The 17,952-nt window shown below is 56.5% G+C and carries 17 protein-coding genes; 2 read left to right on the top strand and 15 right to left on the bottom strand.

Features of this window, described 5'->3' with window-relative positions:
- Positions 1–11: 11 nt before the first annotated feature.
- From agaV to agaR, 3 genes are read right to left on the bottom strand one after another with little or no spacing between them, the layout of a single operon-like run.
- Positions 12–488 (bottom strand): PTS N-acetylgalactosamine transporter subunit IIB, encoded by a 477-nt coding sequence (gene agaV, locus ACJ8IN_RS05130; RefSeq protein ID WP_019455696.1) that lies wholly within the window; start codon positions 486–488, stop codon positions 12–14.
- Between the two features lies 1 nt (position 489).
- Entirely contained in the window at positions 490–1,773 is a 1,284-nt protein-coding gene (locus tag ACJ8IN_RS05125; protein ID WP_060422156.1) for a D-tagatose-bisphosphate aldolase, class II, non-catalytic subunit, read from the bottom strand.
- Positions 1,774–1,796: 23 nt separating this feature from the next.
- Positions 1,797–2,570, bottom strand: a complete 774-nt coding sequence (agaR, locus tag ACJ8IN_RS05120; protein ID WP_308326005.1) for a transcriptional repressor AgaR — start codon at positions 2,568–2,570, stop codon at positions 1,797–1,799.
- Positions 2,571–3,073: 503 nt separating this feature from the next.
- Here agaR and ACJ8IN_RS05115 point away from each other — a divergent pair.
- On the top strand, positions 3,074–4,294 hold the full coding sequence (locus ACJ8IN_RS05115; RefSeq protein ID WP_060436999.1) for a CynX/NimT family MFS transporter: 1,221 nt from the start codon (positions 3,074–3,076) through the stop codon (positions 4,292–4,294).
- 183 nt (positions 4,295–4,477) lie between these two features.
- Here ACJ8IN_RS05115 and ACJ8IN_RS05110 read toward each other — a convergent pair whose 3' ends face one another.
- On the bottom strand, positions 4,478–4,591 hold the full coding sequence (locus ACJ8IN_RS05110) for a YmiA family putative membrane protein (RefSeq protein ID WP_049232362.1): 114 nt from the start codon (positions 4,589–4,591) through the stop codon (positions 4,478–4,480).
- 388 nt (positions 4,592–4,979) lie between these two features.
- Entirely contained in the window at positions 4,980–6,632 is a 1,653-nt protein-coding gene (locus ACJ8IN_RS05105) for a multidrug ABC transporter permease/ATP-binding protein (RefSeq protein ID WP_308326006.1), read from the bottom strand.
- A 367-nt stretch (positions 6,633–6,999) separates the two neighbouring features.
- Between ACJ8IN_RS05105 and ACJ8IN_RS05100 the strand changes: the two genes are divergently transcribed.
- Positions 7,000–7,551 carry a tyrosine-type DNA invertase gene (locus ACJ8IN_RS05100; protein WP_161764798.1) on the top strand — a complete coding sequence of 184 codons (552 nt, stop codon included), beginning with the start codon at positions 7,000–7,002 and terminating at the stop codon, positions 7,549–7,551.
- Between the two features lie 228 nt (positions 7,552–7,779).
- Here ACJ8IN_RS05100 and ACJ8IN_RS05095 read toward each other — a convergent pair whose 3' ends face one another.
- From ACJ8IN_RS05095 to ACJ8IN_RS05050, 10 genes are all read right to left on the bottom strand, one after another.
- Entirely contained in the window at positions 7,780–8,463 is a 684-nt protein-coding gene (locus ACJ8IN_RS05095; protein ID WP_049232261.1) for a response regulator transcription factor, read from the bottom strand.
- Positions 8,464–8,508: 45 nt separating this feature from the next.
- Entirely contained in the window at positions 8,509–9,204 is a 696-nt protein-coding gene (locus ACJ8IN_RS05090) for a response regulator transcription factor (RefSeq protein WP_033649483.1), read from the bottom strand.
- Positions 9,205–9,254: 50 nt separating this feature from the next.
- Complete coding sequence (locus tag ACJ8IN_RS05085; RefSeq protein WP_033649482.1) at positions 9,255–9,782, bottom strand: fimbrial protein; 528 nt, start codon at positions 9,780–9,782, stop codon at positions 9,255–9,257.
- 57 nt (positions 9,783–9,839) lie between these two features.
- The gene (locus ACJ8IN_RS05080; protein ID WP_223479863.1) at positions 9,840–10,898 is read right to left on the bottom strand and encodes a fimbrial protein; all 1,059 of its coding nucleotides are present in this window, start codon (positions 10,896–10,898) and stop codon (positions 9,840–9,842) included.
- A 10-nt stretch (positions 10,899–10,908) separates the two neighbouring features.
- A complete protein-coding gene (locus ACJ8IN_RS05075; protein WP_101427305.1) occupies positions 10,909–13,458 on the bottom strand; it encodes a fimbria/pilus outer membrane usher protein in 2,550 nt (849 codons plus the stop codon).
- A gap of 105 nt (positions 13,459–13,563) precedes the next feature.
- A complete protein-coding gene (locus ACJ8IN_RS05070) occupies positions 13,564–14,241 on the bottom strand; it encodes a fimbrial biogenesis chaperone (RefSeq protein ID WP_033635793.1) in 678 nt (225 codons plus the stop codon).
- A gap of 97 nt (positions 14,242–14,338) precedes the next feature.
- Positions 14,339–14,860 carry a fimbrial protein gene (locus ACJ8IN_RS05065; RefSeq protein WP_047570688.1) on the bottom strand — a complete coding sequence of 174 codons (522 nt, stop codon included), beginning with the start codon at positions 14,858–14,860 and terminating at the stop codon, positions 14,339–14,341.
- A 481-nt stretch (positions 14,861–15,341) separates the two neighbouring features.
- Complete coding sequence (locus tag ACJ8IN_RS05060; protein WP_033635795.1) at positions 15,342–15,890, bottom strand: tyrosine-type DNA invertase; 549 nt, start codon at positions 15,888–15,890, stop codon at positions 15,342–15,344.
- Between the two features lie 553 nt (positions 15,891–16,443).
- Entirely contained in the window at positions 16,444–16,686 is a 243-nt protein-coding gene (locus ACJ8IN_RS05055) for an acyl carrier protein (protein WP_033649480.1), read from the bottom strand.
- Between the two features lie 11 nt (positions 16,687–16,697).
- The gene (locus tag ACJ8IN_RS05050) at positions 16,698–17,951 is read right to left on the bottom strand and encodes a beta-ketoacyl-[acyl-carrier-protein] synthase family protein (RefSeq protein ID WP_033649479.1); all 1,254 of its coding nucleotides are present in this window, start codon (positions 17,949–17,951) and stop codon (positions 16,698–16,700) included.
- Position 17,952 lies beyond the last annotated feature (1 nt).

The raw sequence follows: 17,952 nt of genomic DNA, 5'->3' as shown, positions 1-17,952 counted from the left end.
TTCCCCCTGGCTCAAAAGAGCAATTTGCCGATCGCCTCGCCCGCCTCATCCGGCACCCGGCGCACTTCGCACTCCACGCCCAGCGCCGCTAATGCGCGAAACGCGGCCACGTCGCCGTCGTCCAGCGACACCGTTTTGTGCACCTGCCGCTTCCCCTCGGCGAAGTGCATGTTGCCGACGTTGACGAAACGGATCGGCACCCCGCCGCGCACCAGCGTCAACACGTCCTGCGGCGTTTTGCACACCAGAAAAATCTTCTGCCGATCCGCCGCCTTGTGGATCACGTCGATGGTTTTCTGCAGCGTGAAGTAGCGGGTCTGCACCCCTTCCGCCACCACCATGTCCATCAGGTTCTGCTGCACCGGATCGGCGGCGGCCTCGTCGTTGGCCACCACCACCAGGTTGGCGCCGAGGGTGTTGGTCCAGGTCACGCCCACCTGGCCGTGCACCAGGCGATTGTCGATGCGGGTCATTAAAATGTTCGGCATGTCAGCGGCCCTCCGGGTAGCAGGCGGCGTGGTAATCGTCGAGCACCTGCGTCACTTTATGCAGCACCCACTCTTGCGGATCGGCGCTCAATTCGCCGGCGTTCAGCGCCCGCGCCTGATCAGGCAGGTACTGGCTGAGCAGCGCCAGCGGCGCCGGGCTGCGGCGCAGGTTGTCCAGCAGCCCGTCGACCGCCTGCTGCACCTGCGGCTGCGGCCAGTAGTAACGAACCCGATCGCTCAGGCTGTAGTGGCGATCGAGGTACTGTTGGTGCGGCGTGCCGTGGTAGTAGCGGCTCCACTGCTGCGGCTGCTCGCGCATCACCTGCTCCAGCGTGGCGCACAGCTGCGCCGACTGGCGCTCCCCCAGCCATTCACGCTCGATGCGATCGAGGGCGAACAGCGCTTCGCGCAGCGCGAAGGTCAGCGCCGGCCCCACCTTCAGGATGGCGAAGTGATCGCGCACCAGTTGGCGGTAGGCCTGCGGCGGCTGATAGTCCGTGGAGTGCGCTTCATAGATCATGCCCGGCTGGCGTTCGATGAAATGGCTCAATGCGTCGGCGCGCTGCGGCTGATAGCGTTCGACGCGGTGGTGATCGAACTCGACGCCCGGCTGCACCACCAGCGCGATGGTTCTCTGCCAGGCATCGTTCAGCTCGGCCTGTTGCCAGGCGATACGGTGCGTTTCCAGCGTTTGCGCCACCGCCTGCGGCGTGGTGACCTGCAGACTCGCCAGCGCCTCCTGCGCGCCGCCCGGCACCGGCACTTCGGTGCCAATCACATAGACCGGCGCTTCGCCGCCGCTCTGCATCCAGGCCCGCTCCGCCACCGCGCACAAGCGCGCCGCACGCTCGGCGACCGTGGCATCCCCCAGGGGCGAGGGATCGCCGGCGCACGACATGGAACAATCGAGGTGAATCTTGCGAAATCCGGCGCGAACGTAATCGTCGATCAAGGTTTCCGCCAGCGCCATCGCTTCCTGAGCCGGGCGATCTTGCCAGGCGTTGGGCCCCAGGTGATCGCCGCCCAGCCACACGCGATCGCGCGCCAGGCCAATCTCATCCGCCAGATGCCACAGCGCATCGCGGAACTGGGCCGCCGTTTGGCCGGTATAGCCGCCGAACTGATTGACCTGGTTGGACGTCGCCTCCACCAATACCGGCGTGCCGCGCGCTTTGGCCTGCCGCAGCGCGGCCTTCAGAACCCAGGGATGGGCGGAACAGACGGAAAAGATCCCGACCGGCATACCGGCCTTGTGCTGCTCGACAAGCTGTAACAACTGCTGCATGAAGCCCCCATGCAGGCGCCCTGCTACCGATCGGCGATGATGACCTCCACGCCCAGCTCGGTTAACGCCCGCTCGTAATCGTCCGGAAGACGGCTGTCGGTGATCAGCCGATGGATTTGTCCGGCTTCGCGAATCATGCAAAAGCTCTTGCGACCGAATTTGCTGGCATCCGCCACCGCGATAATCTCGCGCGCCACCTCGCACATCACGCGATTGAGGTGCGCCTCACCGGGGTGAGGCGTGGTAATGCCGGCGCTCAGATCGAACCCGTCGACGCCCAAAAACAGCTTGTCGAAGCGGTACTGACGCAATTGCTGCTCGGCGGCCGGACCGTAGAGCGAGTAAGAGTTGCGGCGCACGCTGCCCCCCAGCACCATGACCTCCACCCCGTCGTTTCCCGAAAGCTCGTAGGCAATGTTCAGCGCATTGGTCATCACCACCAGATCGCGCCGCCCCTTCAGGAACGGCACGATCTGCGTGGTGGTGGAGCCGGAATCGAGGATCAGCGCATCGCCGTCGCGCACATAGCCGGCCGCCGCGTTGGCGATCAGCATTTTGACGTCGCGATTCAACCGCCCCTTGTCCCGCAGCGGCCGATCGAAAGCGAATTGCTGATTGAGCATCGCGCCGCCGTAAGCGCGCAGCGCACACCCTTTTCGTTCCAGAAAGCGCAGATCGTTGCGGATCGTCACCGTGGATACCGCAAACTGTTTGCTGAGCTGCTCCACGCGCACGCTGCCGTGCTCGCATAACAGATCGATAATGTGTTCACGTCGCTTTGCGGTATTCACTGGCATGAGCTGCGGTCCTCAGGTTTCCGGCATCGCCGGGGAGAAGATGGCTTTCGCTCTACTGCGCAGGCATTACAGCAAAGCGAAAGCAATGAAATTGTGATCGGGCTTACAGCCCGGTTTTAGCAAAAAAACCGCCAAAAAACCTTTCGAATCGAAACGGATCGAAAAGCCCAAAAGCGGAAGGGAGAAAAAGTGAAATGCCATGATGGGCGAGAAGCCCGGAGCGCCGAGGTGCGGGCTGCGAGGAAAGCGAAAGCGGCGCCTGGCGCGCCCCGCGCCCTGACTTTTAGTTCACTCAGTGACCAGGATCACATAATGGCAATTATCCTGCGGCCGGCGAGGGTTAACCGCCGCCATCCCGCCGGGCCATCCCCTTGTCAGCGCGCGCCATCTTCCCTACACTTGCGATCGGATACCGTCGATTTGTCGGTACGTAAGCGTTAACGTCAATCAACGCATCATGCCATGCAGCACTGATTGACTGCATGCCCTGGTGCGAGGAACCCATGCCGCAACCCGCTTCACCCCCAGCGTCCACCGCGACCCCGCGTCGCCGATTACACCGCCCCGTTCTGCTGATCGTCGGCATTATGCTGATCGCGGCCAACCTGCGCGCCGCCCTGACCAGCGTCGGCCCGCTGCTGGAACAGATCCAGCAGCAGCTGGCGTTGTCCGCCACCGCCGCCGGCCTGATCAACTCGCTGCCGCTGATCCTGTTCGCCATCCTCTCGCCATTGACTCCGGCGCTGGCGAAACGCATCGGCATCGAGCGCACCCTGGGTCTCGCCCTCGCGCTGCTGGTCTGCGGCATCGCGCTGCGTTCCCTGCCGCAAGACGCCATGCTCTGGCCGGGCAGCATCCTGATCGGCGCCGCCATCGCCTTCGCCAACGTGGTGCTGCCGACGCTGGTGAAAAGAGATTTCCCGCATCGCGCCGCCGCGATGATCGCCGCCTATGCGGCGGTGATGTCGCTGGTTGCCGCCATCGCCTCCGGCCTGGCGGTGCCGCTGGCTGCCCTGGCCGACCTCGGCTGGCGGTTCTCCTTACTGTGCTGGGGGTTGCCCGCGTTGCTGGCGCTGCTGGTGTGGCTGCCGCAGCTGCGACGCTCAGCCACTCCCGCCGCCAAAGCGCCGCAGCCGACGGAGCCACAGCGCTATCGCTCTCCCTGGGGCAGCGCGCTGGGTTGGCAAGTGGCGATGTTCATGGGGCTGCAATCGATCGCCTTCTACACCATCATCGGCTGGTTCAGCGCCTTTGCCGCCAGCTACGGCACCTCAGCTCAGCAGGCAGGTTTCGAGCTGTTCATTTACCAGGTGGTGGCCATCGTCGCCAACTTTGTCATGGTGGTGATTTTGCCGCGCGCACACGATCAACGGGCGATAGCGCTGGGCAGCTCGCTGCTGATCTTTATCGGCGTCGGGGGATTGTTGGTGCAACCCGCCAGTTCACTGGTGTGGCTGACGTTTGCCGGACTGGGGGCGGGGAGTTCGCTGGTGCTGGCGCTGTCGTTCTTTGGATTGCGCAGCCAACATCATCATCAGGCGACGCTGCTGTCGGGTATGGCGCAATCCGTCGGTTATCTGTTGGCGGCGCTGGGGCCCACCCTATTCGGCCTGCTGCACGATCTGACGGCAGGTTGGCGTTTGCCGTTGATCGCCCTGCTGTGCCTGACCGTCTTGCAAATGCTGTTCGGCGCGCTGGCCGGCCGCCGCCGCGTGATCAGCTAACGCGGCTGCGCGATGGGGGCCGCGGCGGCTCAGAGTCGGTATCCTGCCATAAGTCTTCAATAAAGGCGCGCTGCTCATCGCTCAGCACCCATGACGGCGGAATTTTGGACTGTGCGCGACGCTCAGCGCCCTCACGGTTTTTAGCCTGCTTCTTGTTCACGAATCGCCTTCCTGCTTAACCTGCTAACTCAGTAACCAGTAAATCACGGCGGCGGTTAACAGCCAGAACAGCCCGCTACCGATAAATACACACAGCCATGCTCTACGTTTGATATCTGATCCATCCTTGCTCACCACAGCGCCCTCAACCAATAGATTAAACCATTCAAACCGTGATTATCGATCTATTTTAACGATCAATAAAGTAGCTTTTTCCTATGGAAATTTAAAAAACAGCTGCCAGCCATAGGCCTGCATCACCGCCTCAGTAAGAACGACACCGTGGATATCACTGTTATCGGCAGGCGATAACTTGTATTGATAGGCGAACGAAGGTGCAGTGTGCCATACCTTGGAAGGTCGAAATTAAACCACTGGTAAATAATTCAACTATCAATTATTTGACTGGCCGTAAGCCAAATCGGCAACAGGCAGCGCTGGAGACGGGGGAGAAAATGAAGCGATGTACTGGGATCATGCGGAGAGAAGCACCGGCCCGTTTTGGTCTCGCTCGGGCCGGCGTGAGTTAACCGATTCTGCTGACGGAATCCCGGCTGGCGTGTTCACGTTCGCTGCCGGTCAGCTCACGTAAATGGCCTGAGCGCATCTCAAGCAACCGATCGGCGTGTTCGAAATAGTGATCGTCATGGCTGATGGCAAACACCGTTTTGCCCATCGCGCGCAGCTCCGGCAATAGTTCACGATAGAAAGTGCGCCGAAATTGCGGATCCTGATCCGCGGCCCATTCATCCAACAGCAAGATATCGCGCTGTTCCGCCACCGCCAGCAGCAAAGCCAGACGTTTGCGTTGCCCCTGCGACAGTTGCGGATTGGTCACCCTGGTGCCGTCAAACTGCAGTTTGCTTTTCATATTCAACCGCTCGAGCCAGATGGCGACCAGATCCGCATCCGGTTCGCCGCCTTCCGGCCCTTGCAAGCGATCGAACTGATGAAAATCGGTGAAAATCGCCGAAAACAGCCGCCGGTAGTCCGGCATATCCGCTGCGCTCTGTGCGACGCCATCCAGAACGATATGGCCGCTCACCGGCCGGTACAACCCGGTCAACAACATCGCCAGCGTTGACTTGCCGCTGCCGTTGCCGCCGATCAGAAAGACCAGCTCACCACGCCGCAGCGTCAGATTGAGCGGCCCGACGGCAAAACCGGGCTGCTGTTCGGTATCTGCATAGTGAAAAACCACGTCGCGCAGCTCCAGCGTCTGCCAGGGGCGACCAACGGCGGCAGGAAACGCCGGTTGATACTCGGCCAGGCGCAGCGTCTTCAGCTTGTTAAAGGCCACTTCGGCGCTGACCAGCGTCGGAAACGCTCCGACCGCTTGCAGTAATGGCGTGCGCAAAAACAGCAGCGTCAGTGAATAGGTGGCGGCCACCGCCGAGTCCGCCCATCCCAGACTGTTGGCCATAAAGAACACCAGCCCAATCGCGCCCAACATCATGATGTTTGACCAGTTGAGCGCGCTCAAATGGAAGGTATCGGCGCGAATGATGTGGTGGCGATAAGCTTGCGCATCGGGCTGATAGGCCTGTTCGTACAGCGCCTGCGCCCGCTTGCGGTTCAACGTCAGTTCCTTGTGGCCGTCAATCACCGACTCATAACGATGATAGAGACGTTCTTCCGACTCACGCAAACTAGCCATATGACGATAAACCCGTGATACCAGGCAGCCGCTGCCCACGACGGTCACCGCCACCCAGACTGCCGTGACCGCCAGCATTTTCGGCGATAGCCACCCCAGATAGGCCGCTGCCCCCAGGGTTAAAATCACCCCTTGTACCAGTTCAGGCAGGCGCACGAAGGCGACGGTGATATTGCGGATATCGCTGGACAGGCTGGCCAACAATGAGGCGCTGCCCAATTGTTCGAGGCGTTCAATATCGGTATCCAAAATGCGCTTCACTAACTGCCCACGCAGGCGATAGACGAAGTAATGGCCCAATGTCGTCAGCGCCAATTGCGAACCCAAGGTGACCGCTATCAACAATGCCAACAGGGCGAGAAACACCGGCAGCACGGCCAAGGCATCGCCGTCGGCATCCATCAGGTATTGATTGATAAAAGCAATGATACCGATACCTAAGCCGGCGCTGGCCATGGTCAACGCCATGACAGCCAGAAATGGCCAACGATACTGGTGATAAACCACCCGTAGCAGTTCCATGAAAAAACCTCTGAAGTCGCGATCTGGCAGGCATTGTAAGCGGCGTGAGAATGAGATCAAGACGAATTCTCAACACAGTTTATCAAGCACCGTTCTGAGAGAGGCGGTATCCCCGTGGCCATCTGACGGTGGCAAAATTTCCATACGGCTCTTACAGGACGCTCAATATTCGCTGATTAAATAGCTTCCCGAAATAAATTAAATAAACATATATTAATCAAAAAGCCATTCACTTAAAAAATAAAACAATAAAAACCCATGCATTCACAAATGAAATTATTTATTTTCTTTGCCGCCTATTATGTTCCAATGCTTTAATAAAGCGTCATAATAGAAATCGCCAACATCTAAGACGCAGGAAAGGAAAATGAAAAAAAGGAAGTTTCTTAGTCAGGTTGAAATTGAGCAACTGATAGCCGCTGTGCATGAAGGAAAAAATAGCATTCGAGATCGTTGTTTACTATTAATGTGCTTTATTCACGGCTTGCGGGTTAGCGAACTGCGTGCATTGCGCCTTCAGGATATTGACCTTACCTCCAATAGGATCCATATATCCCGGTTGAAAAACGGGTTTTCCGTTCAGCACCCCATTCAACCGCGAGAACGGCAAGCGCTGTTAAACTGGCTGGCCCAACGGACGAACTATCCTGACGCTGAAGCGCCATGGCTATTCCTGTCGCGCCACGGCGGGCAGATATCACGTCAGCAGCTCTATCGGTTGATGAGAATGTATGGCGAGATGGCCGGCATTAGCGTTCAGGTCCATCCTCACATGTTGCGACATTCCTGCGGTTACGCCCTTGCGGATAAAGGGATCGATACGCGTTTGATTCAGGATTATTTAGGGCACAAAAATATCCAGAATACGGTGATTTACACCGCGACCAACGTTGAGCGATTCCGCACGATCAACATTTAACCTCACGACGAAAATAATTACGCAGCCCCGTCCTCCGTTAAACAACACATCGAGTGCAATGCAATATTCAGATGGGAGAGGCAGCCCGGCACGTCATCAACGGCTTACTCAGCAATATTTTAACGCCGAGCTGCTTTTCATGCATCAGCGCCAGGGATAGGCCACGCTGGGTAAGCTTTTAACGGCAAGCCTGCCGATAAATCATAGCCCATACCGTTTCATTAAAGGTTAGGTGCCTTTTGACCATTTCCCCCCCAATTGCCGCGCAATATTGCCGTGCAGAGAAAACAGTTCGCTGTCATTCTTCACCTGCAGTTTACGCATGGCGCTGCATTTATGTGCGCTGATCGTCTTGATGCTGCGCCGTTGCAACTCGGCGATTTGCCGCAGGCTCATTCCGTTGAACAAAAAGGCCAAGACGTCGCTCTCACAGCGGGTCAACTTTCGCGTTGCCGCCTCCTCTCCGCTAACGGAGGGCGCCAGAAAAGCGCCTATCTGCGGGCTCAACACGCGTTCCCCAAGCAGCACGCGATTAAAAAACTCCGCCACCAGCGGCAAAGCGTCATCTCTGGCTACGATGCTGATATTGGGCTGGTTCAACAGACGCCCCACCTCTTCTGCATTCTGGCAACGGGTATAGACGATCACCCGCAATTCGGGCAACTGCGTGCACAAGGCAAGCAACGTTTCCCTGCCCTGAGCGACCGTTTCATCTTCACCATCCATCTCGCTAATCAGCACGTCAGCCTGCTGATAGACCACGCTATCCGCCACCGCGCGGACGCTGGTTTCCTTTACGACGACTTTTGCCTGGGTTGGCAGCGTTTTTAAAAAACTCGCCAACCCCTCCAGCGTTAATGGGCATCTGTCCATTAATGCTATGTTCAGCGGCTGCTGACGCCATGAATGCATAATCTGCTCCTATGCTTGCTTACCCCAGAGGCATCGCACGCTTGCCTAGCGAACAAAAGACGAACCTTGCGCAGCCATCCATTTCCCCTGAAGATACAATTCCCCATCGCTGTGAAATCCCAACTTCAACATCGCATTGCGTTTATGCGTGCTGACGGTGCGAATATCACGGCACATCGTTAACGCCACGCTGGTCACGCTTTTGCCGGAAAACAACTGGGTCAGCACATCCAGTTCCTTCGCCGTCAGAGGCTTGTCGGCTGTCGCCTCATGCAATTGACGCTGACGCACCCGATGGCTGAAACTGCTGCAGCCCGCCAAGACCTGTTGGACGCAATGAGTCAACGCAATGGCCGGCTCTTGCTTCAACATCAGGCCGCGGATGCCGGATGCGATCAGTTGCCGCAGCAGCCTGGGCTCATCCAATGCCGTACAAATAATTATCGCGGTGTCCGGCGAGCTTTCACGCACATCGGCAATCAGCCTGAAGCCGTCCAATACCAATTCTGATTTGCCGCACAAATCCATCACCAGTAAACGATGCGTGTGCTGAGTGAATAAGGCTCTCAGCGCCACCAGGTTCGTCACCTGTCGAACGTTGTCGGGCTGTAGACCGCAGGACTCAATCAATCGGTTTCTCATCCCCAACGCCGTGAGGGGGCAAGGCTCCATGATAGCCACGGCCCCCGTCGCCGCATTGCCGGCCGCCAAGGTTGTTCCATAGGGATAATTAATATTCATATCATCACCTTAAATCTGTCGTTAACCTTCCATCTAGGACAGCCCTTTGTCTACTGATAGACGAAAGTGACCTGCAGAGCCCCTTCTATCGAACCGGGCGTTGAACCGCCATTGACGCTGAATGCCCGCGCCCGCAAATTGAATTTGGCTTCATTCGTCGCCCGATTAACTAACTGGGCCATACTCTTGCCATTGCCCAGGTTTGCCCCCTGGCTATTTTGCAATTCAATTTGCACTCGGCGAGAACTGCCGGTGCTTTTGTACAAGCTGGCACCTTCATCCGCAGCCGTTCCGCTGAAGGTTGCGACGACCGACGTGGTGGTGCTTGGGCAGTTTTTTAGCGTCAAAGGGAACTCCACCCACGGGCTAAAGGCACCGGAGGTCGCCAGTACGGCGGCAGAAATATCGTCCCCCAGATTGACCGAAACCGTGCCGTTCGCGCCGTCGATTTCACAGGGTGCCGCTTTGATGTTGCCGGTAATCACTATTTTTGATACGGCATGCGCCGACGGCATCGCCAGGAGAAACAGGCCCGCCAGCGCCAATTTACAGCCAATACCGCTAAAAACCTTCCCCATAATCTGCTCCTTCTCGTTTAACGCCGGGCCCCCGGCGTGCTACCGTTGAAAAATCCGTTATTGAATTTCTGCCTGAATGGTCGCCGTTGCATTGAACTGCCCCACGGCAGGAGGTCGGCCGGTGGTGTTGATCGGATATACGCTGATCCGTGAGCTGCCACTCTGGTTGGGATATTGGAAGTTATCGATCGGCAAGCGCCCGCTCTGAGGCCGAATAACATTGCCCTGCATATCCTTAATCATCACGCCAATGTCGCGATTGCTGGTCTTCAGAGCCTCGGGCATGCTGCCGTCCGCCTCACCGCGAAATGACAGGCTGACCTTGACGCCGGCGGAAATATTGCGGCAAGCCAGCGTCAACGTTCTCTCTTCTGGCGTGACGCCGGACGCCATCGCCCCCTTGGTTTGAATATTCGACGTCAAGATATCGCCAAAATCGATCGTGACCGTTTGCGGACTGATTTCACAGCTCTGCGGCACGGTGACGGTGCCGCTCATGGAGATAGTGGAGACCGGCACATCGCTTTTCACCCCGCTCACCACGGAGACGTAGGTGTCTACCAGGCGGGTGCTGGGGATTGTGGTCACGCCAACGAAAGGGCGGCGGAAATACAGATGAATTCGCCCGCGAGCACCGCTGTTGTAGGGCGTGCTGGCACAGGATTCGTCATCACCATCCATATCGGTCTTAAAGTTAGACTCATTGGTGAACGGTGCGGCAATAAACGCGTTGCGATACCCCGCAACGAAAACTTCGCTGGCCACGCCCAGGTATTCATTCAACGCGTAATACGTTAACCCCCCGCTGCTGAATACCGGCTCGCTCAGCAGCATTTTGGCGGTGACATAAGACGCCGTACGCGTCTGACATTCGCACTTCACCCGATAAGAACCGGGCAAATTCCAGTTGCCGCCGTCAGCATTCTTAATAATCCGCCCCACCACGTTTTGCGACGGGTCGGTTAAAACCGGGGAAAAAAGGAATGAAAACCCATGGGTCCCCGAAATAGGAACACACTGCCCGAAAGCCGCCTGCACCTGTGGTGCGCCCAACGTTGCGCACGCCAATAGCCCACCGACGATGATCCCTCGTTGAATCGATATTCCTGTCGCCATCATATGCACCTTATAAACACTGCCCGTTAACGAGGCGAATCCCACCGCTCTCGGGCTGATTAGCCAATTGATAGTTGGCCTGACATTGCTGAGCCGCGTCATTGCCCCACTTAACCCGCAACCGCCCGCTATCCGGCAGGCCAGCCAGATAAACCTGGCCGCCATCACCGACGATGGCTGCATTGTCAGAGGGGCTGTTGAGAGTGCTGACGGTGGCGCCGAACGGCACCGGAGCGCCGCTGCGCGTCAGCAAGGTCAGCAACACGCGGGCACCGACGTCCGGATTAAAGCGGGCGCGCACCACGGCGCCGCGAGTTGGGATCACCGTTTGGCTACTCAGCGTCATGTCGACGTCCTCTGCGAAAGATTCACCGTCCAATCCGACGATATTGCGCCGGTAAGGCGTCAGGTAAGGCACAACCGCATAGCCGCGCCAGTCGGTGCTGACTCCGGTCTGGTTCAGGACATTCACCCCTGAAGCACCAGGCGCCTGCACCAACGCCACCGTATCGCCCAGCGGTTGGGAAAGCGTGATGCCGTTTTGGTGCACCAGAACGCCGCCCTGCACGCCGTAGTTCACCTGCCGGCGATGGCGATCGTAGCCGTACCCCAGGTTCAACTCGGCGAGAGAGCCTTTATAATCCGCCTGAATATTGCCGTTCGCCCCCACATCCCTGCCGGTATAGCCCTGGCTGATGCTGTAGTTCAGGTTGTTTCCCGGCAACGCCGTACCGCTCAACCCAAGGTTGTTGCTGGTGGCACCATTGCGACTGGCGTTCATACTGTAGGTGGCGTAGCTGCCCGGCAGCCATTTGCTGAGCGGTACGCTGACGTTGAAAGCCACGATATGGTCACGAATACTGCTGCGATTGCCGTTACTGTCGTAACCGTTCTGGTTGAACGTGTAATTCAGCCCGTAACTGACCGCTTCCCAGCTGTTGTTGTAGCTGAGGCTGACAGACTGCGAACGGCGATTGTTATCCCAGTAGTCTTCGTTAAACAGGCTGAGCGACAGCGTTCCTCCCCGCTCCCACAGGCTTTGGCTCATCGTCAGCTCGGCGCGGCTCTTCTTGTGATCGCTATAGACGGCGCTGTTGCCGCCATAGCTCTCCAGCGCCTCCTGCAGGCTATAAAAGCCGCGCGTGGAGTAGCGGTAACTGGCCAAACTAAAGTTGGTGCCGGTTTCAATGAAGTTTTTACCGTAACGCAGACGCCATGATTGCCCCTGTTCCTTCGGCCGGGTTTCCTGCTTGGTCCAGGCTTGGGTGACATCGGCAGACAGCGCGCCTACCGCCCCCATGTTCTGCCCCCATCCCAGCGCCAAAGACTGATATTTACTGGCCGCCTGCACGCCGCCATACAACGTGGCCCCCCAAGGCAAACCGTAGATCCCGGTTGCCTGGCTGAACGGGCGTTCATCAACGCCGCCGCTGTATGACCGGTATTTCCCGCTGGTCAGGCTGTATTTAAACCGCCCTTCGCGCTGCAATACCGGCACCACGGCGTACGGCACCACAAAATGCTGCTCCTGGCCGTCTGCCTCACGCACGTTTACATTCAGGTCGCCGCTGCCACCCGTGGGATACAGATCGGAAATTTCAAACGCCCCCGGCGGCACATAGCTTTGATAAATCACGTAGCCGTTTTGCCGGATTATGATTTGCGCATTCGTGCGTGCGATCCCGCGCACTACCGGCGAGTACCCTTTCATGCTGTCCGGCAGGATATCGTCCTCAGAGGCCAACTGCCCGCCGCGGAACTGCACGCTATCGAACACATCGCTGGATGTTGTGCTGTCACCCAGGGTCAGGCGGCTTTGCAACGCAACGATATCGCGCTGCAGGTAGGTATTGATTGAGCGCCAGGAAGAAGAACCACCGGAGTAATGATTCCAGATCGAATAGTTACGCAGGCGCCAGGCGCCCCAGTTGATGCCCGAGCGCAGATTGAGGTAATAGTTATTGTTGTTTTGCCGTTCGCTGGCGCGCATCTGGCTATTGGCGCCGCTGAAATTGTAATTGACCAACAGCGCCGGTATGCCGGAATCCCATTTATCCGGGGAAACGTAGTCGCGCGCATTCAAGCGCAGCGCCGCCTGCGGGATGCTCAAATTCAGCCTCAACTGATTGAACAGGAATGTCGAAGAGGCTTGTGGAATGGCCAGCGCCAAATTGACGCAACTCTCCCCAGGCACCATCGCCGGAAACATGGCAACCCTCACGCCCAATTCAGCCAATTTCTCAGTACTGAAACAAGGTTGCAGCGTTTGTTTACCGCCGGCCCCTGGCATAAGCCGGAACTCGACGTCGAGGCTGTCTATCTGTTCGCCGTTCAGGTAAAGATCGACCCGATAGTTCCCGGGCGCCTGGCTGCTGTTCTCCTCAAATACGGAGAGATCGGCGCCGCGCAGCGCCGGATTATCGATTTCCAGCAACGCCGGGTTGAAATAATCGCGCGCATAAGCCGTGCCGATCGGGCTCAGCAGCGCCACCTGGCAAGATATCAGGCCGGCAAGAACCGATCGCGCCCCTGGTAAACCAATGCAATTCGGGTTATTCATCCTTTTAACTCCCTGTCCCGATTGGCTCGGCCCGACGAAAAGCCAGGTAAGCCGAACACCTGCTCCAGCGTTATTCCGGAGCAAAAAACACGTACCGCAGCCCGGTTATAATGTGCTGGTGAAGGTCTGGCCGGTGCCGCCATAGTCATTGATGATTTGCCAGCTCAGACCGCCTCCTGCGCCATTCGCCGTCGGCAACGGGAAACTGGCGCTTGCCTGCGGTGCTACCATGGTGTTGCCGGTAATGGCGCGGCCATTCAGCTTCAAATTGAAAAAGGTGAGATAGTAGGGTGAAGGGTTGGTCACCTGCAGACGATCGCCACTGCGCCGCCACGTCACTTTACCGGCCGCCTCCTCCAGATTGCCGGTGAGCCCCTGCGGGCGGTAAATCAACTTGATACGGGTCTTGATGGCGATTTGCAGGGTATTTTCTTTCTTTTCCACCGAGGGGATCGCCTTCACATTCAGCCAATACAGCGACTCTCTGTCCGTCGGTAAATTGCCGCCCGCACGTACCACGCGCAGCAGGTTATTTTGGCCGCCATCCAAACGAAATAGCGGCGGTGTAATGATAAAAGGCGCTTTCGCGCTATCGCCTTCTTGCGCATCGACCCAGGATTGGATCAGATAAGGCATCGCATCCGGATTACTGATATTCAGAGCAGACTCTTTTTTGCCGCCGTCGTAGATCAGGCGCGTTCCCCCCACTACTACACCGGCCCGTACCGGAGTCCAAAGCGTCATCAGCAACGCCGCCGTCAGCACAAAGTATCCCGCTTTCATTCTCTTTCTTCCCGTTTCCATCACCGATGAATAAGAGCCAGAGAACACGCTCTCTGGCTCATTTTTCTAACTGTTCCGCCGCCGTAACGGCATGGCCTTACTGATAAACGATGGTGAAGTTGGCCGTAGCGTTGGCGCTACCGACGGAAACGTTGTCATAAGCGAAATAGCGCGCAACAAAGCCCAGAACGTTGTCTTTGTTCTCTGCCAGGGTATAGACGCGGGAATCGTTGCCGATATTTAACACGTTGCTGCCGTCGTCCAGCAGTTGCACGCCAATGCCGCCCGCGACCCCGGCGGTGCCGGCGCCGGTCAGTTGCAGCAGCCCGGACTGCCCCTGCACCTGAGTGCCGTCAAAACGCACGGTGGCGCCGGTGACGGTGGCCGGGCAATTTTTCAGCACCAGATTGAACGCCTTGGCGCCGGCAGTTTTAGACAGGGTGAACGCTTCTTTGGCGATCTTGCCCAGAGCGACCTGCTTGTTTTTGGAATCCGCATCGACGGTGCAAGACTGATCGGTGATGGTGCCAGTAATATTCAGCGCGCCGTCGGCGGCAAATGCAGAAGTGGTAAATGCGGACGCGGTCAATATAGCTACAGCCAACAGATTCTTTTTCATCCTACTTTCCTTAAAATTATGCAAAATGTGCATGGGTTTATTTCCGACATATCCTTAATGTCATTCCTTTTATTTAGTTCCATGAATGGGAAACGTCTTAAGCCAAGTTGATTGATGGATTCTGGCTTATTCACCCAAACGATTCATTTTGAACTAAAGTGACTCCTTTGGATTTTTAAACCAATAAACAGACATTTGTTGGAATTTAAAACCAACCAATTGATGAATAACTGATAAATCAGACTAAAAAACCGAGGTGATAACGCAGTGATTTAAACTCGTGGGGTTTTGAGTAGGATTTTACTTAGATTTTCAGGGATGACACAGCATGCAAAAAAAACACAACACATTGTTTTTAAATGATATTTATCTTTATCCTGGAAAGAAGGCATGGGAATATTGACATTGTTTTTACGCGTCCTTACAGTATGTTTCAGTTTAGTTCAAAGTGACTCCTTAACGTTATTAACTTAAATCACACTTACCAAATTTCCTTGAAGCGCTGCGCATTGCTGGCGGTATAAATCACCGTATTCTGGATATTTCGGTGCCCGAGGTAATCCTGAATTAAACGGGTGTCGACACCGCGATCCGCCAATGCAAATCCGCAGCCATGCCGCAGCATGTGCGGGTGCGCATTGACCTCCAATTTAGCCACCTTGCTGTAATGGCGAATCAACCCGTAAATACGTTGACGCGACAGGCGGCCGCCGCGATTGGAAAGAAACAGCCACTCCTGATCGGCCCAGCGGTGCCGCTGACGTTTATCCAACCAGCGCCGCAAACATTGTCTTTCGCGCAGATAAAGCGGATGCACGGTGGAAAAACCATTTTTCAACCGATGCACATAGATATTACCGCCTTCCAGATCGATATCCGACAAACGCCATCCCCCTATTTCACTGGCGCGGCACCCATGAATAAAACACATATAAATCAAACAATAATCGCGTTCTGGATTCTTTCCATGCAGCGTGACCTCAAGCAGTCTCTCCACTTCAGAAGGCGTCAGATGTTTACGATTAGACATACAACCTCATTACTTTGATAGGAAAAATGTGGCTGTCATTTTCCTTTTACATCACCACAATGGACACTCAGGGCAGCCCCTGACATATGGATAGGTTCCTGCATCCAGCGCGGAGTATAGCGGATTTGCCGAATGCGAACAGCGCGACAACCGTTATTCTCGCGGCCATCAATCGCCCCTAAGAATCGCTATCGTGAATAATCTGCGCAGCATTCCGGCCGTATCATAAATAATGAGGCCGCACTGCCCCTATTTTCTTTAGCTTGCATTATCACTTACAAGCGCGATGTAGAGTGAGATTGATAAATTAACCGGCAAAACAAAGAATATTCCTAAAAAACATCGCCACATAATTAACACTCATCATTCATAACACCGCCAAAGATTGAATAAAAAAACGCCATCTCTGGCCATATTAACCTGACGGATAAGCATTAATATTTATGGATATCGATAACTGAGTGAAGCAGGATGCGAAAAGAATGAAATGGACGTTACGACAGACGAAAAACCCAGGCCAGACCCTAGCAAGCGATCGCCTGGGGGGATGAAATTATTGACGGGTTATCAGGTGGCACAATTCGCCGAGGGTCAATTCAGGATGCTCGATAAGCATTTCCGCAGTGAGCGTAATGCCGAATTCTCGCCGAACCAACAACATCAGCTCCATATAATCCAGGCTGTCCAGCCCAAGCTGCTGTAGCGGCATGTCTGCCGACAGCAACGTTCTCTCCAGCCCTCGGGCTTCATGCAACATGCCGCAAATCGTCTCATATAACCGATGATATTTTTCCATACGTTCTACCGTTATTCATAGTGATTGCCAAATACCAGCGCCGCATTGGCGCCGCCGAAACCGAAACTGAGGCTCATGACATTACGCAGACGACCATGCCGATGTCCTTCGCGAATATAATCGAGATCGCATGCGGGATCGGTTTCGTGCAAATGGCAGGTTGCCGGCATCATTTGCTGCTGTAACGCTTGCAGGCAGACGATCGCCTCAAAGCTGCCGGATGCGCCAAGCAGGTGCCCGGTATAAGATTTCGTGCTGGAAATCGGTGTGCGATAGGCATCGCGCCCCAGCGCCGCCTTGATCGCCTCGGTTTCGTTCACGTCGTTTTGCAACGTAGACGTGCCATGCGCATTGATATAGTCGATTTCATGGCTGCCGAGCCCCGCCTGCTCCAAAGCCCGTCGTAGGGTTTTCACCTTGGCCTGAGGATCCTTCGACGGCGCGGTAAGATCAAAAGCGTCTGAAAAGTTGCCGTATCCTTTGATTTCGCCCAAAATCGTCGCACCGCGCGCTAAAGCCGCTTCCCGTTCCTCAAGGCATAATACGGCGGCCCCTTCCGCCAGGACGAAACCGTTGCGTTCCCGGCTAAACGGGCAACTGGCTTTGGTGATATCCTTTTGCTCCCGGCTCAACAAACGCAACGCATCCATATTCCAGATCGCGCCGTTGCCGCGCAGCGACTCCGAGGCACCGGCCAGCATCATTGAAGCGCGGCCGCAGCGTATCACCTCAAACGCATCGCCAATCGCGATGCCGCCGGTCGCGCAGGCCGCCGCCGGCGAGCCTTGATAGCCCCGTAGCAACCAATGCTGGCCGCATATGGCGGTCGCGATATTCGGCATCGCGTGAAAACAGCCAAACAGCTGCCCCAGCCCGGATTGCAGATAGTCCGCATTGTTTTGCATGATCTCATCCTGGCCGCCCCAGCCGCTGCCGATAATCGCTCCGCACTCCAACGACGAATAAAAGTGCGCGGGCCCCACAAAACTGGATGAAAACGCCATTTCGATCGCCTCCGCGGCGGCGGCAAGCGCCAGTCTGGCGAATCTGGGCAAGCGGCGGCTTACCCGCGCGGCAACGCCCTCCAGCGGCGGTTCGGCCTCCAGCAAAGCAAAAAAGCGCGCGTGGATCCCCGCCGCCGATTTATCGTGATAACGATAGGCCAGACGGCTGGCCATGATAGCCTGCCAGCTTTGCTGCGCATTGCCCCCCAGCGCGGTGACGGCACCGTAACCGGTAACCACTACGCGTCTTGTTTTCTCCATG

Source organism: Serratia sp. CY31944 (assembly GCF_052169175.1).
Taxonomy (GTDB): Bacteria; Pseudomonadota; Gammaproteobacteria; order Enterobacterales; family Enterobacteriaceae; genus Serratia; species Serratia sarumanii.
This window is presented reverse-complemented; position numbering and strand designations above follow the sequence as displayed.

Bases quoted from the DNA above. Each gene is read 5' to 3' on its own strand.
- agaV (WP_019455696.1), bottom strand. From the start codon at position 488: ATGCCGAACATTTTAATGACCCGCATCGACAATCGCCTGGTGCACGGC.
- ACJ8IN_RS05125 (WP_060422156.1), bottom strand. From the start codon at position 1,773: ATGCAGCAGTTGTTACAGCTTGTCGAGCAGCACAAGGCCGGTATGCCG.
- agaR (WP_308326005.1), bottom strand. From the start codon at position 2,570: ATGCCAGTGAATACCGCAAAGCGACGTGAACACATTATCGATCTGTTA.
- ACJ8IN_RS05115 (WP_060436999.1), top strand. From the start codon at position 3,074: ATGCCGCAACCCGCTTCACCCCCAGCGTCCACCGCGACCCCGCGTCGC.
- ACJ8IN_RS05105 (WP_308326006.1), bottom strand. From the start codon at position 6,632: ATGGAACTGCTACGGGTGGTTTATCACCAGTATCGTTGGCCATTTCTG.
- ACJ8IN_RS05100 (WP_161764798.1), top strand. From the start codon at position 7,000: ATGAAAAAAAGGAAGTTTCTTAGTCAGGTTGAAATTGAGCAACTGATA.
- ACJ8IN_RS05095 (WP_049232261.1), bottom strand. From the start codon at position 8,463: ATGCATTCATGGCGTCAGCAGCCGCTGAACATAGCATTAATGGACAGA.
- ACJ8IN_RS05090 (WP_033649483.1), bottom strand. From the start codon at position 9,204: ATGAATATTAATTATCCCTATGGAACAACCTTGGCGGCCGGCAATGCG.
- ACJ8IN_RS05085 (WP_033649482.1), bottom strand. From the start codon at position 9,782: ATGGGGAAGGTTTTTAGCGGTATTGGCTGTAAATTGGCGCTGGCGGGC.
- ACJ8IN_RS05080 (WP_223479863.1), bottom strand. From the start codon at position 10,898: ATGGCGACAGGAATATCGATTCAACGAGGGATCATCGTCGGTGGGCTA.
- ACJ8IN_RS05075 (WP_101427305.1), bottom strand. From the start codon at position 13,458: ATGAATAACCCGAATTGCATTGGTTTACCAGGGGCGCGATCGGTTCTT.
- ACJ8IN_RS05070 (WP_033635793.1), bottom strand. From the start codon at position 14,241: ATGAAAGCGGGATACTTTGTGCTGACGGCGGCGTTGCTGATGACGCTT.
- ACJ8IN_RS05065 (WP_047570688.1), bottom strand. From the start codon at position 14,860: ATGAAAAAGAATCTGTTGGCTGTAGCTATATTGACCGCGTCCGCATTT.
- ACJ8IN_RS05060 (WP_033635795.1), bottom strand. From the start codon at position 15,890: ATGTCTAATCGTAAACATCTGACGCCTTCTGAAGTGGAGAGACTGCTT.
- ACJ8IN_RS05055 (WP_033649480.1), bottom strand. From the start codon at position 16,686: ATGGAAAAATATCATCGGTTATATGAGACGATTTGCGGCATGTTGCAT.
- ACJ8IN_RS05050 (WP_033649479.1), bottom strand. From the start codon at position 17,951: ATGGAGAAAACAAGACGCGTAGTGGTTACCGGTTACGGTGCCGTCACC.